Annotated in this window: 12 protein-coding genes; 6 read left to right on the plus strand and 6 right to left on the minus strand. The window is 58.3% G+C overall.

The annotated features are described in order from the left end of the window. Nucleotides 1-163: 163 nt before the first annotated feature. Both yiaY and recN read right to left on the minus strand, forming a co-directional pair. Nucleotides 164-1,315 (minus strand): L-threonine dehydrogenase, encoded by a 1,152-nt coding sequence (gene yiaY, locus J8Z22_RS04680; RefSeq protein ID WP_028113937.1) that lies wholly within the window; start codon nucleotides 1,313-1,315, stop codon nucleotides 164-166. A 271-nt stretch (nucleotides 1,316-1,586) separates the two neighbouring features. Beyond that, a complete protein-coding gene (gene recN / locus J8Z22_RS04685; protein WP_252009131.1) occupies nucleotides 1,587-3,263 on the minus strand; it encodes a DNA repair protein RecN in 1,677 nt (558 codons plus the stop codon). 155 nt (nucleotides 3,264-3,418) lie between these two features. Here recN and J8Z22_RS04690 point away from each other — a divergent pair, with 155 nt between their 5' ends. Then, a complete protein-coding gene (locus tag J8Z22_RS04690; RefSeq protein WP_252009133.1) occupies nucleotides 3,419-4,111 on the plus strand; it encodes an SDR family oxidoreductase in 693 nt (230 codons plus the stop codon). A 10-nt stretch (nucleotides 4,112-4,121) separates the two neighbouring features. Here the strand turns inward: J8Z22_RS04690 and nadK are convergent, their stop codons facing one another. Further along, the gene (gene nadK / locus J8Z22_RS04695) at nucleotides 4,122-5,006 is read right to left on the minus strand and encodes an NAD(+) kinase (protein WP_051252794.1); all 885 of its coding nucleotides are present in this window, start codon (nucleotides 5,004-5,006) and stop codon (nucleotides 4,122-4,124) included. 235 nt (nucleotides 5,007-5,241) lie between these two features. On the opposite strand from nadK, the gene grpE reads away from it, so the two are divergent. Next, a complete protein-coding gene (gene grpE, locus J8Z22_RS04700; protein ID WP_028113933.1) occupies nucleotides 5,242-5,832 on the plus strand; it encodes a nucleotide exchange factor GrpE in 591 nt (196 codons plus the stop codon). Nucleotides 5,833-5,860: 28 nt separating this feature from the next. Here the strand turns inward: grpE and J8Z22_RS04705 are convergent, their stop codons facing one another. Together J8Z22_RS04705 and J8Z22_RS04710 are read right to left on the minus strand one after the other, a co-directional pair. Continuing rightward, nucleotides 5,861-6,568 (minus strand): murein L,D-transpeptidase family protein, encoded by a 708-nt coding sequence (locus tag J8Z22_RS04705; protein WP_252009135.1) that lies wholly within the window; start codon nucleotides 6,566-6,568, stop codon nucleotides 5,861-5,863. Then, nucleotides 6,531-7,253 (minus strand): SDR family oxidoreductase, encoded by a 723-nt coding sequence (locus tag J8Z22_RS04710; protein WP_028113932.1) that lies wholly within the window; start codon nucleotides 7,251-7,253, stop codon nucleotides 6,531-6,533. Before J8Z22_RS04710 ends, J8Z22_RS04705 begins: the two co-directional genes overlap by 38 nt. A gap of 247 nt (nucleotides 7,254-7,500) precedes the next feature. Here J8Z22_RS04710 and J8Z22_RS04715 point away from each other — a divergent pair, with 247 nt between their 5' ends. Beyond that, entirely contained in the window at nucleotides 7,501-8,340 is an 840-nt protein-coding gene (locus J8Z22_RS04715) for a LysR family transcriptional regulator (RefSeq protein WP_028113931.1), read from the plus strand. Here the strand turns inward: J8Z22_RS04715 and J8Z22_RS04720 are convergent. Beyond that, nucleotides 8,337-9,272 carry a DMT family transporter gene (locus tag J8Z22_RS04720; protein WP_252009137.1) on the minus strand — a complete coding sequence of 312 codons (936 nt, stop codon included), beginning with the start codon at nucleotides 9,270-9,272 and terminating at the stop codon, nucleotides 8,337-8,339. The genes J8Z22_RS04715 and J8Z22_RS04720 overlap by 4 nt on opposite strands. 247 nt (nucleotides 9,273-9,519) lie before the next feature. Here J8Z22_RS04720 and dnaK point away from each other — a divergent pair, with 247 nt between their 5' ends. From dnaK to J8Z22_RS04735, 3 genes are all read left to right on the plus strand, one after another. Next, on the plus strand, nucleotides 9,520-11,436 hold the full coding sequence (dnaK, locus tag J8Z22_RS04725; protein ID WP_028113929.1) for a molecular chaperone DnaK: 1,917 nt from the start codon (nucleotides 9,520-9,522) through the stop codon (nucleotides 11,434-11,436). 88 nt (nucleotides 11,437-11,524) lie between these two features. Next, the gene (gene dnaJ / locus J8Z22_RS04730) at nucleotides 11,525-12,661 is read left to right on the plus strand and encodes a molecular chaperone DnaJ (RefSeq protein ID WP_252009138.1); all 1,137 of its coding nucleotides are present in this window, start codon (nucleotides 11,525-11,527) and stop codon (nucleotides 12,659-12,661) included. 228 nt (nucleotides 12,662-12,889) lie between these two features. Beyond that, on the plus strand, nucleotides 12,890-14,833 hold the full coding sequence (locus tag J8Z22_RS04735) for a S9 family peptidase (RefSeq protein WP_252009141.1): 1,944 nt from the start codon (nucleotides 12,890-12,892) through the stop codon (nucleotides 14,831-14,833). The last annotated feature ends 59 nt before the right edge of the window (nucleotides 14,834-14,892 follow it).

The raw sequence follows: 14,892 nt of genomic DNA on the forward strand, positions 1-14,892 counted from the left end.
CCGATGATACCCCAGCCTTGAAGTGGCACAAAGGGAAAATGTTACCAAACTGAGACTCGTAAAGGTCGCTATGGTTCCCCACCGCTCGTTGGTCGCCGGCAGACAGAGATAAAAAAGGCCGACAATGCCGGCCCTTGGGTTCACTCATGAGGAGGGAGTGGGATTACAGTGCACCTTTAAACAGGGCAGAAATCTCTTCGTGGGTGGCTTGCTTAGGGTTAGTCAGGCCACAGGCGTCGTTCAGGGCGTTGGTTGCCAGAGTCGGAATGTCTTCCTCTTTCACGCCCAGCTCGGTCAGGTTGGCTGGAATGCCGATGTCCTTGGACAGAGCGCGAATCGCTTCCAGAGCCGCTTCGGCGCCTTGCTCGTCGGTCATGCCGCTGATGTCGACACCCATAAACTGAGCCACTTTGGCCAGACGCTCTGGTACAACCTGAGCGTTGTATGCCTGTACGTGAGGCAGCAGGATGGCGTTACACACACCGTGTGGCAGGTCGTAGAATCCACCCAACTGGTGCGCCATGGCGTGCACGTAACCCAGGCTGGCGTTGTTGAAGGCCATGCCGGCCAGGAACTGGGCGTAGGCCATCTGATCACGGGCAGCGATGTCCTGACCGTTATTAACCGCATTACGCAGGTTGTCGGAAATCAGGGTAAAGGCTTTTTCCGCGCAGGCATCGGTGATGGGGTTGGCGGCGATGGACACGTAGGCTTCCACAGCGTGAGTCAGTGCATCCATACCGGTTGCCGCGGTCAGCGCCTTAGGCTTGTCCAGCATCAGCTCAGGATCGTTCACCGACAGCAGAGGAGTGGTGTTCTTGTCGACGATGGCCATCTTAATGTGACGCTCTTCATCAGTAATGATGCAGAAGCGAGTCATTTCTGAGGCGGTACCGGCGGTGGTGTTGATGGCTACCAGAGGCATCTGTGGCTTGGGAGACTTATCCACGCCTTCGTAGTCGGCAATGCTGCCACCGTTGGCGGCGACCAGGGCGATGCCCTTGGCACAGTCGTGTGGGGAACCGCCACCCAGGGAGATAACGAAATCACAGTCGTGCTCTTTCAGCAGCGCCAGACCGGCGTTAACGTTGCCCACGGTTGGGTTAGGTTGAGTACCGTCAAAAATCACGGTTTCCACCCCTTTGGCAGTCAACTTGGCGGTCACCTTGGCAACCAGGCCCACTTCAACCAGAACCTTATCGGTTACGACCAAAGCGCGTTTAAAACCCAGTGCGGCGATATCGTCGGCGGCGGAGTCTACCGCGCCGGTGCCCAGAGTGTTAACTGATGGGATGAAGAACTTTGCAACTGACATGGCCAGTCTCCTATCAAAGTGAAATAAAATCTCTATCTGGGGCCAAAATAACGCTAAATAGGTAGGCTTTGTGTGATATGGCACCTATTTTTGTGTGAAAATTACAGAAAATGGCGAGAATACTACTTATGTAAAAAAAGAAGCAAAATCGGCGACTTGAGTGGCAAAAATCAGAATAACGTGCGGAAATACCGCGATCTGGATCGCGGTTTCGGGGTGGGGTGTGATCGGGGTGAGTGCCCGATCAGCACGATGTTGCGCCGAGTGGCATTCAGGCCCGGGGTTGAGGTTCCATCAATAATTCGCGGGCATTGGCCAGCGTATTTTCGGTAATGCTGTCCCCACCCAGCAGGCGCGCCAATTCGTCGAGGCGATCGTCGTTCGACAGTGCCGCCATCTGAGTTTCGGTCACCTGGCCCTTAGTGGACTTACTGACAAACATGTGATTATGGCCGTTGCCCGCAACCTGAGGCAGGTGGGTGACGCAAAATACCTGAGTGGCGTCTCCCAGGGTGCGCAGCATTCGACCGACCACGGCGGCGGTGGGGCCGGAGATTCCCACGTCCACTTCGTCAAAGATCAGGGTCGGGGTTGAGACCTTCTTGGCGGTGATCACCTGAATCGCCAAGCTGATTCGTGACAGCTCACCACCGGAGGCCACTTTACCCAGAGGTTGCAGTGGTTGGCCCGGGTTGGTGGAGACCTGAAACTGAATGCGATCCCCACCGGCCGGAGACACACTGCCGTCGTCGAACTGAACCTCGATTTGGAATTTGGCGTGGGGCAGGGCCAGTTCACGCAAGTTGGCGGTCACCAACTTGTTCAGCTCTTTGGCGTAGCGTTGCCGGCTTTTACTCAGGCGCTGGGCCGCCTGCAGATAGGCGTCCATGGCCAGTTGCCGCTCTCCGTCGAGTTCATCCAGCCGCTGTTCGCTGGCGCTGAGGCTTTGCAGCTCTTCCGCCAGGGTCTGATGCAGCTGTGCCAGTTCGCCGGCCTTGACCTGATGTTTGCGGGCCAGAGTCATGGCTTTGGACAGGCGCTGCTCCAGTTCGTCAAAACGTTGCGGGTCCAGCTCCAGCGATTGATGGTAGTGGGCCAGTTCGTTGGCGCCCTCCTGCAACTGGATCAAGCCTTCGTGCAACAACGCCAGCCCCGGTTCCAGGGCCTTATCGTCACTGGCCAGGGTTTCCACCTCGGCAATGGCCTGCTGCAACAAGCTGACGGCACTGACCTCTTCGCCTTCGCTGAGCAGGTACACCGCCCGCTGGCTCTGTTCCATCAGCGTGGTGCAGTTGGCCAGGCGACGGTGCTCAGATTCGATGGCTTCGAACTCGCCGGGTTCGAGGGCAAACTCGTCCAGTTCCTGTACCTGGTATTCCAGCAACTGTTGGCGCGCCTGGCGCTGCTGCTGCTCCTGTTGCAGCCGAGCTAACTCGTTATCCAGGTGTTTCCAGCGCCGGTAGCCGTCGCTGCACTTATGCAGCAAGGCCTGATGGCCGGCGTATTGATCCAGCAGTGACAGCTGGGTGTGGCTCTGCAGCAGCCCCTGATGGGCGTGCTGGCCGTGGATGGTGATCAGCCGTTGTCCCAGGGCTTTGAGCTGCGCCAGAGGGACCGGTTGGCCATTGATCCAGGCTTTGGAGCGGCCTTCGCTGCTGATGCTACGGCGCAGAATGCACTCGTCGTTGTCATCGAGGTCGTTGTCTGCCAGCCAGCGGCGGGCCGCATCGATGCGCCGAACATCGAAGCAGGCGCTGATCTCGGTTTTGCCGGCGCCGGGGCGAACCATGGCCGCCTCGGCTCGCGCACCCAGACACAGGCCCAGGGCATCGATGGCGATGGATTTACCGGCACCGGTTTCCCCGGTAATGGTGGTCATGCCCTGGCGAAAATCCAGCTCCAGGAATTTAACGATGGCGAAATTGGAAACCGTAAGTTGAGTCAGCATCTCTCTGCCCTGTATGAATAGACATACTGTATGAAATAACAGTATATGTATTTTCCCTGTTCAGTAAAGCACCAATGGCAAAAAGTTGTACAGCGCCGTAACTCTTCCTATGTTTTCAAAGGGCCGCACTGGCGGTGACTGACGGGAGAGTCCGTATGATTGCGGTGGTGACAGGCAGTAACCGGGGGTTGGGTTGGCACGTGGCCCATCAGTTGGCCGATCAGGAGTTTCATGTGGTGGCCTGTGCCCGGCGGCATGAGGACGCCATGGCGGTGGCGGCGTCGATTCGAAGTCAGGGCGGTGAGGCCAGTCCGTTTGCCCTGGACGTTACCCGGCCACAGCAGGTGCAGGAGTTGGCGGCCTGGTTGACCGAGCTGTACGGAGGGGTCGAGGTGTTGGTCAATAACGCCGGCATTATGCTGGATCAGGGGCTGCCATTGCCGGCCATTACCTTGTCACAGTGGCAGCGGACTCTGGACACCAACCTGACCGGGGCGATGCTGATGTGCCAGATGATTTTGCCGCTGATGCGAGCCAGCCAATATGGCCGCATCGTCAATGTCTCCTCCGGTTACGGTTCGCTGGCGGAGATGGGGCAGCATCAGGCCGCCTACCGGGTGTCCAAGGCCGGTTTGAATGCCTTGACCCGGGTGGTGGCGGCAGAGACCGCCGATGACGGCATCAAGGTCAATGCCGTGTGTCCGGGCTGGGCCCGCACCGACATGGGCGGGCCTCAGGCCAGCCGGGATCCGGCGGACGCGGCCCGCTGGATCACCTGGGCGGCGACGCTGGACGATCATGGCCCCAGTGGCGCCTTCCTGCGTGATGGTCAGCCCATCGAGTTTTGAGCTTGAGGGATCAGAACAGTTTGCTGCCCCAGTCCAGTTTGCTGCGCAGCACTTCGAAGTAGTTATAGCCCTTGGGGTGGATCAGCCTGAGGGCGTAAGGGGACTTGCGAATGCGAATCTCATCGCCGGGCAGGCAGGCCAGAGTAACCTGGCTGTCGCAGCTGATCTCCAGCTCCGGTGAGCTGGAGCTGCAGGAGGCGCGCAGGGTAATCTCGCTGTCGCCGTCTACCACAATGGGGCGGCAGGAGAGGGTGTGGGGAAACATCGGCACCAGAATGTTGGCGTTGAGGTTCGGGGTCAGGATGGCGCCGCCCGCCGACAGCGAGTAGGCGGTGGACCCGGTGGGGGTGGCGACAATCATGCCGTCGGCGCGCTGGCTGTACATGAAACGACCGTCGATGTAGACCTCGAAATCGATCATGTGCGCCACCTTACCGGCGTGCAGAACCGCTTCGTTGACCGCCACATTGTGGCTCTTCTGTTCGCCGTGGCGATGGACTTCGGTGTGCAGCAGAAAGCGCTGCTCGGTCTCAAACTCGCCGCCAAGGACCTTGGTCAGGGTTTCTTTAAACTGGTCCGGGTCGACGTCGGTCAGAAACCCCAGGTTGCCGCGGTTGACCCCGAGTACCGCCACGTCATAGCGGGCCAGTACCCGTGCCGCCCCCAGCATGTTGCCGTCACCGCCGACCACGATGGCCAGATCGCAGCGCTCGCCAATCTCAGTCATCTCCACGGCTTCGGCCTTGTCGCAGCCCAGCTCTCTGGAGATGTCGGATTCGATCAGCACTTCATAGCCTTGCTTATTAAGCCAGTAAAACAGTTGCGCCAGAGTCTGGTTGGCGCCCTGGTGGCGAGGTTTGCCAATAAGGCCGATGGTTTTAAATGCTGTTTGCATGTTGGTCTCGTGTCGGATTGGGCGGTCAGGTGCGCCCCATGGACGGGTTACTCTACTTAGGTCAACGATATACGGGGATTGCCGGTTTGTCACCTCAGGACTGCTGAGGCCGCCGCTCAGGCACAGATTGTCCTTCGCGACCGGGATATTGCTCCGTTAGCCCTTGAAGTCACAAAATCAGTCCCCATAATAGGCTCAGAGCCAATGGTAACAGAGTATTTTAGCCGGAGTTGAAATGAGCGACGAGCAGCAAAAAGTGGAGCAGCCAGAACAGGTTGAACTGGAACAAGAGCAAGTTGAAACCGAGCAGGATCCACACGCCGCCCGCATTGAGGAACTGGAATCACAGCTGGCGGCCGCCAAAGCCACCATCGATGGCCAGAAAGACAGCGTAGTACGTGCCCATGCCGAAATGGAGAACATTCGCCGTCGCAGTGCACAGGATGTGGAAAAAGCCCGTAAATTTGCCCTGGAGAAGTTTGCCGGTGAACTGCTGCCGGTTATTGATAACCTGGAGCGAGCCTTGCAGACCGCCGATAGCGACAATGAGGCGGTTAAGCCTCTGATCGAAGGGGTTGAACTGACTCGCAAGAGCTTCCTGAGCAGCGTGGATAAGTTTGGTATTAAAGAGATTGATCCACTGGGTCAGCCGTTTAATCCGGATCAGCACCAGGCGATGGCGATGCAACCGTCGGAAGAGTTTGCCGCCAATACCGTGATGGCAGTCATGCAGAAAGGCTACGAACTCAATGGCCGTCTGCTGCGCCCGGCGATGGTGATGATCTCCAAAGGCAGTGAACAGCCCAGCGTCGACACCACCGCCTGATCGGCCTTGCCGCGGAATGAAGCAGCCTCTATGGCTGCTTTTTTTGTGGCTGCAGTTCGGCCACCGCCGCTTCGATGCGCCGGTACTTGTCGTCGGTCCAGCTCGGACTGGAGGGCCAGCGTCGCAGTGGGGTACGGCGAGGATCCACCGGGGTGATCACCACTCGGGTGTCGCGAAGGCCCACCACCGACACCAGCCAGTACAGCTCTTCGATGACGGTATTGCCCATGGCCAGGCAGCCGCTGGACGCCTCCTGGCCGTGGATAAAGATGTTGCTGCCGGGGTCCCGACGGCCATCGTTCAGGGCCATGCGCCGGTCGAAGGCGTTGGGGTAGTTGAGTTTCAGTGACAGGTGGTAGCGGCTGTTGGGGTTGAAGGCCACCGGCCGATAGACGCCCTCGGGTACCTGCAGGTCACCCTCGAGTAGCTTGGGACCAGGCCCGCCGCTGAAGGCCATGATCGGGTAGGTACGCAGCCGGGTCCAGTGACCGTCGGCGTCACTGCCCCACAGCTCCAGTCGGTAACTCTGCTTAATCGCCAGCAGCAGCAGTTGCTGCGGCAACTGGCCGCCGGGCATGCGCTGCAGGGCCGGGGTCAGGCGTTGGCGAGCCGCGTCCAGATCCCCGGCGGCGCAGGCCAACCCCGGTGACAGCAGCAACAGCGCCGCCAACAGCTGGCGGCGCCAATGCGAGCGGACGTTACGCCGGCTGGCGGGTGGTGGTGAGTACGATTTCACGAATGTGCACATTCTGTGGCTGACGATAGGCGTATTCAATGGCGTTGGCCACGTCCTGAGCGGCCAGCACGCCACCCATGCTGTCTTTCCACTCCCCGTAACCGTCTTTGATGTCCTGGCGGGTGGTGTGACCCAGCAGTTCGGTTTCCACCGCGCCTGGGGCGATGGTGATCACCCGTACGTCGTCGCCACACACCTCTTCGCGCAGGGTTTCCGACAGGCCGTGAACGGCAAACTTGGTGCCGCAGTAGGCCACGTGGTTGGGGAAGGTCTTGCGACCGGCCACCGAGCTGATATTGACGATGGTGCCGCACTTGCGTTCACGCATCTTGGCCAACACCAGGTGAATGCCGTTGAGCAGGCCCATCACGTTGACGTCCAGCATCTTCTGCCACTCGGCCGGATCCTGGGAGTCGGCGTCGCCCAGCAGCATCACGCCGGCGTTGTTGACCAGGCAGTCTACCGGGCCGTACTGGGCTTCGGCGTCGGCGATGGCGGCGGCAAAGCTGTCACGGTCGGTGACGTCCACCTTGCGGCACAGGGTGTTGGGCAGGTTCAGGGCTTCCAGCTTGTCGACCCGGCGGGCGATCAGCAACAGCGGATGGCCTTGGGCGGACAGGGTGCGGGCAGTGGCTTCACCGATGCCGGAGCTGGCGCCGGTAATCACGATCAGAGGTTGAGACATAGGGGTTCTCCAATAAAAGCTGTGTCTAAGGGTAGCAAGGCGATGGCCGTTGCGATGGCGATTACTATAGAGAGGCTATTCATAGTCTTAAAATATTAATTTTCTCTGCCTGACATAGGGTAAACTTATGGCAAGACGATCATCGGTGATAAGCCGATTTGCCGCGGGGGGGCCTGATTCTGGGCGATGTTCAGCTGCGGCGGCGAAACTCGTCCTTGATCACTGAGGGTTAACATAGGAATTTTGTATGGATGTACGATTGTTGCGTAGTTTTGTGGCGGTGTTCGAGGAGCGCTCCATAACGTCGGCATCGCAGCGGCTGTTTGTGTCTCAACCCAGTTTGTCATCGGCCATCAAGCAACTGGAGTCGGAGTTGGGGGTGGCGCTGTTTGTGCGTCACAAGCGTGGAGTGGATCTGACCGACGAGGCCCATCAGTTGTACCCGCTGGCGCTGCAGTCTCTGGGGCAGATGGAAAAGATGAGTCGGCTGTTTGCCAGCCAGCAGGCCACTCTGCCGCTGGCACTGGGCAATTTTCATGACATCAGTCCGGCCACCTATGCTCGCTTCCTGAGCCATTGCAGCCAGGCATCGCCGCAGTTGAGCTTCGAACTGCTGGATCACGACGACGATGCGGCACAGGCGCGCATCACCCTGGACGTGTTCAAGAAAGAGGATGAGTTGTTTGTGCCGTTGTGGGAGGAGGACTACGTACTGTGCGTGCCTAACCATCACCCTCTGGCGCAGCAACAGGCGGTGGGCATCGCCGATCTCAATGATTTTAATTTTATCGAATGCGTGGTGTGCGAGGCCCATCAGCAAACCCTGAGTCTGCTGGCCAGCGAGGGCTTCGCGGTTAACCTGGTGGCCAAGGCGCAGCACAAAACTCAGGTGCGCCATCTGGTCAGTGCCGGCATTGGCATCTCGTTTCTGCCCACCGGGGTGCTGGAGACCGCCGCCGATCTGACCCAGGTGCGGCTTCAGGCGCCGCGCATGTTCCGCCGCATCGGCCTGACATTGCCGGCCAGCGCCAGTACTAAGCCGGCATTGGCAGCCCTGCTGGCGGCGTGTCAGCAGTGGTGCGATTAGCGACTACTGTCGATCTCCGGCTTGGGTGCGTTGGCGGCGGTTTTTTGCGCCAGTCGCGGCCCCAGTTGCTGGGTGGCTAACCCGGAGACGATTAACGCCAGGCCGACGAAGGTCGCCGGAGCAATGGTTTCACCGACAAAAGTGGCGATAAAAAACAGCGACAGAAACGGTGACAGGAACACCATGTTGGTGATGGAAGCGGTGCGCTCGGCGCTTTTCAGGGCCATCAACCACAATACGAAGGTAAACCCCATCTCAAACAGGCCGACGTAAGCCGCGCCGGCGATCCCCTGCCATTGTGGCATTGCCCAGCCGTCGCGGTACCAACTGGTGGCGATGATGAACGGCAGTGCCACCATGAAGCTGAGCAGCAGGCTGACCACCGGGTCGCCTTTGTCCTTGGTGTTGACGATCCAGTACAGCGACCATAACAGGGTCGACAGCAGGGCCAGGCCGTAGCCCAGGTAGCTCTCGACCTGAAAACCGCGCAAGTCGCCACCCGTGGCGATCACCACCACCCCGCCGTAGGCGATGAGGGCGGCCATCAAATCCCAGCGGCGCAGTTTCTGTCCCAGCATCGGCACGGCCAATAGGCTGAACAGTATCGCCCAGGTGTAGTTCAGTGGCTGGGCCTGTTGCGCCGGCAGCAGGTCGTAGCAACCGAACAACACCAGATAGTACAGGAAGGGGTTGAGCAGCCCGCTTTGCAGGTAGCGCCCGGGCGTGGCTTGCAACTGCGCCCGCAGCAGGTGGGTCTTTTTCTGCAGTATCACGATCAGGCTGAGGGCGATGCAGGAGAACAGTGCCGCGTACAGCAGTAACTGGCTCGGGCTCATGTAGCCCAGCGACAACTTAAAGGCGGTGGCCACTGTGGACCAGGCGAATACCGCTGCGGCTCCATACTGAACCGCACGACGCTGATTTTTGACCATTCGAAACACGACTTGATTAACGAAACCACAGGAATGGCAATTATTATATTGTATACAATCCTTGAGTTGCAAAGCGTCAGATCAAATTATTTGCCGATGACCATTGGAATCTCAGACCCTGCCCCCATATCCCTGACATCAGCGGGGAATTTTTTTAGCCGTCGCCCTTGAAAGGCTGAGGCGGCAACCCCAAATAGGTGTTATCGCAAATTTTCGCATTAGATTTAAACGCATTTGGAGGCTTTCGATGGGCAAGATCATCGGCATCGACCTGGGTACCACTAACTCCTGTTTGGCTATCCTGGATGGCGACAAGCCAAAAGTAATTGAGAACGCGGAAGGCGACCGTACTACTCCTTCTATCATTGCTTACACCGATGATGAAACCTTAGTAGGTCAACCCGCCAAGCGTCAGGCTGTTACCAACCCGCACAACACCGTGTTTGCCATTAAGCGACTGATCGGTCGCCGGTTCAAAGACGAAGTGGTTCAGCGTGACATCGACATCATGCCGTTCAAAATTGTTGAAGCCGACAACGGTGATGCCTGGGTAGAAGCCCAAGGCAAGAAGATGGCTGCACCTCAGGTGTCTGCGGAAGTCCTGAAGAAGATGAAGAAAACCGCCGAAGACTACCTGGGTGAAGAAGTGACTGAAGCGGTAATTACCGTACCGGCTTACTTCAACGACTCTCAGCGTCAGGCGACCAAAGACGCCGGCCGCATCGCCGGTCTGGATGTGAAGCGCATCATCAACGAGCCGACCGCTGCTGCCCTGGCCTACGGTCTGGACAAAAACACCGGTGACAACATCATCGCGGTATACGACCTGGGTGGTGGTACCTTTGATATCTCCATCATCGAGATTGACGACGTAGAAGGTGAAAAGACCTTTGAAGTACTGGCCACCAACGGTGACACTCACCTGGGCGGCGAAGACTTCGACAACCGTCTGATCAACTACCTGGTTGAAGAGTTCAAGAAAGAGCAGGGCATCGACCTGAAGAACGATCCCCTGGCGATGCAGCGCCTGAAAGAAGCCGCTGAAAAAGCTAAGATTGAGCTGTCTTCCACTCAGCAGACCGAAGTGAACCTGCCGTACGTAACCGCAGACGCCACCGGTCCTAAGCACATGAACATCAAGGTGACCCGCGCCAAGCTGGAAGCCCTGGTTGAAGACCTGATTGTTCGCTCCCTGGAGCCGTTGAAAGTGGCTCTGCGTGACGCCGACCTGAACGTGTCCGATGTACAGGACGTGATTCTGGTGGGTGGTCAGACCCGTATGCCTAAAGTTCAGGCGGCGGTGGCTGACTTCTTCGGTAAAGAGCCTCGTAAAGACGTGAACCCGGATGAAGCCGTTGCCATGGGTGCCGCGGTTCAGGGTGGTGTACTGGCCGGTGACGTGAAAGACGTACTGCTGCTGGACGTAACCCCTCTGTCTCTGGGTATCGAAACCATGGGCGGTGTCATGACCGCACTGATCGAGAAGAACACCACCATTCCGACTAAGAAGTCGCAGGTGTTCTCTACCGCCGAAGACAACCAGTCTGCGGTAACCATCCACGTGCTGCAGGGTGAGCGTAAGCAAGCCGGCGCCAACAAGTCTCTGGGTAACTTCAACCTGGAAGGCATTCAGGCGGCACCTCGTGGTCTGCCACAGATTGAAGTGACCTTCGACATCGATGCCGACGGCATTCTGCACGTGTCCGCTAAGGACAAGGGCACTGGCAAAGAGCAGAAGATCACCATCCAGGCGTCTTCCGGTCTGTCCGAGGACGAGATCAACAAGATGGTGAACGAAGCCGAAGCCCACGCGGAAGAGGACCAGAAGTTCGAAGAGCTGGTTCAGGCCCGCAACCAGGCTGACGGTCTGGCTCACGCGACCCGTAAGCAGATCGAAGAAGCCGGTGAGGCTCTGCCTGCTGACGAGAAAGAGAAGATTGAAGCAGCCATCAAAGAGGTTGAGGAAGCGACTAAGGGTTCCGACAAGGAAGCCATCGAAGCCAAGACCCAGGAGCTGGTTCAAGCCTCTGCTAAGCTGATGGAGATTGCTCAGGCCAAGGCCCAGCAAGCTCAGGGTGGTGCAGAAGCCGGTGAACAGCAGGCTCAGCCAGCAGACGACGTGGTTGACGCTGAGTTCGAAGAAGTGAAAGACGACAAGAAATAAGTCTGACGTCCTTTGACCTGAATGAAAGCAACGGGCGTTCGGTACCACCGATCGCCCGTTTTTTGCGAAACAACTATTGGCTAGAGATATGTCCAAACGCGATTTCTACGAAGTGCTTGGTGTGGCGAGAGATGCCAGCGAGCGAGACATCAAAAAGGCCTACAAGCGCCTGGCTATGAAGTTCCACCCGGACCGCAATCCGGGCGACACCCAAGCCGAAGAATCTTTCAAAGAGGTTAAGGAAGCCTACGAGATCCTGACCGACTCTGAAAAACGCGCCGCCTATGATCAATTTGGTCATGCCGGTGTCGATCCGAACCGCGGCGGCGGTGGTTTCGGTGGCGGTGGTGGCGACTTCGGCGACATCTTCGGCGACGTGTTTGGCGATATCTTTGGCGGCGGTCGTCGTGGCGGTGGCCGTTCCGGCCCGAGCCGGGGCAATGACCTGCGCTACAACATGGAGCTGTCCCTGGAGGAGGCCGTTAAGGGCATCACCAAGGAGATTCGCATTCCGGTGCTGACCACCTGCGACAGCTGTCATGGCAGCGGCGCCAAGAAGGGCTCCAGCGCTCAGACCTGTGGCACCTGCCACGGTCAGGGCCAGGTGCAGATGCGCCAGGGTTTCTTTGCGGTGAACCAAACCTGCCCGACCTGTCATGGTAAGGGCAAGGTGATCAAGGATCCGTGCAGCAAGTGTCATGGTCAGGGCCGGGTCGAGAAGACCAAGACCCTGTCGGTGAAGATTCCGGCCGGTGTCGATACCGGAGACCGCATTCGCTTGTCTGGCGAAGGCGAAGCGGGTGAAATGGGGGCGCCGGCAGGCGACCTGTATGTGCAGGTGCACGTCAAGGATCACCCCATCTTCCAGCGGGACGGCAACAACCTGTACTGCGAAGTGCCAATCGGTTTCTCTACCGCCGCGGTGGGCGGCGACATCGAAGTGCCGACTCTGGATGGCCGGGTGAACCTGAAGGTGTCCGCCGAGACTCAGACCGGGCGCATGTTCCGTCTGCGTGGCAAGGGCGTGAAATCGGTGCGCAGCCATGCCGTCGGCGACCTGATCTGCAAGGTGATCATCGAAACGCCGGTGAACCTGACCGAGCGTCAGAAGGAGTTGCTGCGGGAGTTCGATCAGACCCTGGAGGGCTCCTCCAAGAAGCACAGCCCCAAGGCGGAAGGGTTCTTCGATGGGGTGAAGAAGTTCTTCGATGACCTGACCAGCTAACGCTGCCGTCGCACATCGAGTGCCATTTCCAAGGCCGCTGTTTACAGCGGCCTTGTTGCGTTTATGGCCTGAGAAACGGCTCGAACGGCCGAGCCGATGTCTTGGAACTTATTCATTTTATTGTGATTTAAATTCGATGGCGGTCAGGTTGGGCTTGTTATTTTTTCGGCCGCGCTTAACATTACACTAACGTTACCGTTTAAATCATTCCCATTTTGGAGCTGTTCGATGTCAAGGATGATACTTACCCTGCTGCTGACGCTGAGCCTGCCACTGGCGGCTCAGATCCCAGTGGAAGATTTTGCCAAATCCAGCCAGGCGTACTCCGTTAAGCTGTCCCCCAAGGGCGATCGCCTGGCGCTGATGACCAAGGTCGACGGCAAGCGAAGGGTGGTGATTCTGGAAACCCAGACCCGCAAGCCGCTGCACTCCATCTATTTCCCGATGCGAGCCGAAGTGGGCAGCTACTACTGGGCCAGCAATGACCGCATCGTGGTCACCAAGCAATACCTCAAAGGCTGGACCGAGGCACCGCAGTATCACGGTGAGATGATGGCGGTGGATTACGACGGCGACAAGCCGGAGTATCTGTTTGGCTATAAGCAGACCAAGAACACCACAGGTAGTCGTCTCAGCAGTGCTGCGGGTGCCATTCGAGCCTGGGGTTTCATGATTGACCCGCTGCCGGAGGATGAGGATCACGTGCTGATCAGCTCGGTGCCCATGGGCGCCAAGCAGGACAAGAAAGCCACCGTGTTCCGGGTCAACATTCACAACGGTAAGCGCAAGAAGATTGCCTATGCGCCGGTGTCTTTTGCCCAGTTCCTCACCGACGCCAGGGGCGAGGTGCGGTTTGTTACCGGCACCGACAAGCACGGAGAGGGCCAGATCTACTACCGCAACAAACGCGGCGAGTCGTGGACACTGTTTGGTTCCAATAATCACGGTCGGGGCAGTGTGAACCCGGTGGCCTTTGCCAGCGACCACGAAGTCTATGTGCTGGATAACACCGATGCCAGCATTCAGGGGCTGAAAAAACTGGATTTGACCAAGGGCACCAGCACGCTCATCTATCGTGATGACACCGTGGATCCTTCACAGCCTTGGCTGTCGGTGGCAGACCGGGCCCTGTACGCCCTGGAGCTGGAGTCCAGTTACCCCAGCTACGTGTTTATCGATAAACAGCGGCCGGAGAGCCGGCGCCTCAAAGGCCTGCTGGCGGCCTTTCCTGGCCAGCAGGTGTCGCTGACCAGCCAGACCCTGGATGGCAAACTGGCCATCGTCGCTGCCTACAGTGACACCCATCCGATTAGCTACTACCTGTTTGATACCGAGAAAAACAGCGTCAGCCTGCTGCTGAACAGTCGCGGCTGGGTGGACCCTAAGCAGTCGGCCACGGTGCAGGCCATCAGCTTTACCGCTCGTGACGGCATGACCATTCACGGTTACCTGACGGTGCCGGCGGGCACCGAGGCCAAGAATCTGCCGCTGCTGGTCAACCCTCATGGCGGCCCCCATGGCGTCCGGGATTACTGGAGTTACAACTGGGAGTCGCAGCTGTTTGCCAGTCGCGGCATGGCGGTGTTGCAGGTTAACTTTCGCGGCTCCGGTGGCTATGGCCTGGATTACGAAGTGGCCGGCTACCGCAACTGGGGCAGCAAGATTCAGTACGACATCATTGATGCCACTCAACACCTGATCGACACCGGGGTGGCCAACAAAGACAACGTCTGCATCTACGGCGGCTCTTTCGGTGGCTACTCCGCCCTGCAGACGCCGATTCTGGCACCGGATCTGTTTCAGTGCGCCATCGGTTTTGCCGGAGTCTATGATCTGGAGTTGATGTACGAGGTCGGTGACATTCCGGATTACCAATTCGGGGTGAACTACCTGCGGGAGGTGATCGGTGCGGATAGCGATAACATGAAGGCGTTCTCGCCGGTGTACAACGCCGACAAGCTGAAAGTGCCGCTGCTGTTGATTCACGGTGGTGACGACGAGCGGGTGCCCATCGAGCACGCCGAGGAGTTGCGAGAGGCTCTGGATAAGCACCATCGTGCCTATCAGTGGCTGGAGCTCGACAAAGAGGGTCATGGCCTGTTCAATGAGGAGAATCGAATCAGCACCTACAAAACCATGCTCAGCTTCTTAGACCAGCATTTGGCGCTGTGAGTTTATAACCCGCCAGCGAATGGGGTAACATTAAGGGATGCACACGCATCCCTTTTTTA

Origin of the sequence: Ferrimonas sp. SCSIO 43195 (genome assembly GCF_023716685.1) — a bacterium.
Lineage (GTDB): Bacteria > Pseudomonadota > Gammaproteobacteria > Enterobacterales > Shewanellaceae > Ferrimonas > Ferrimonas kyonanensis.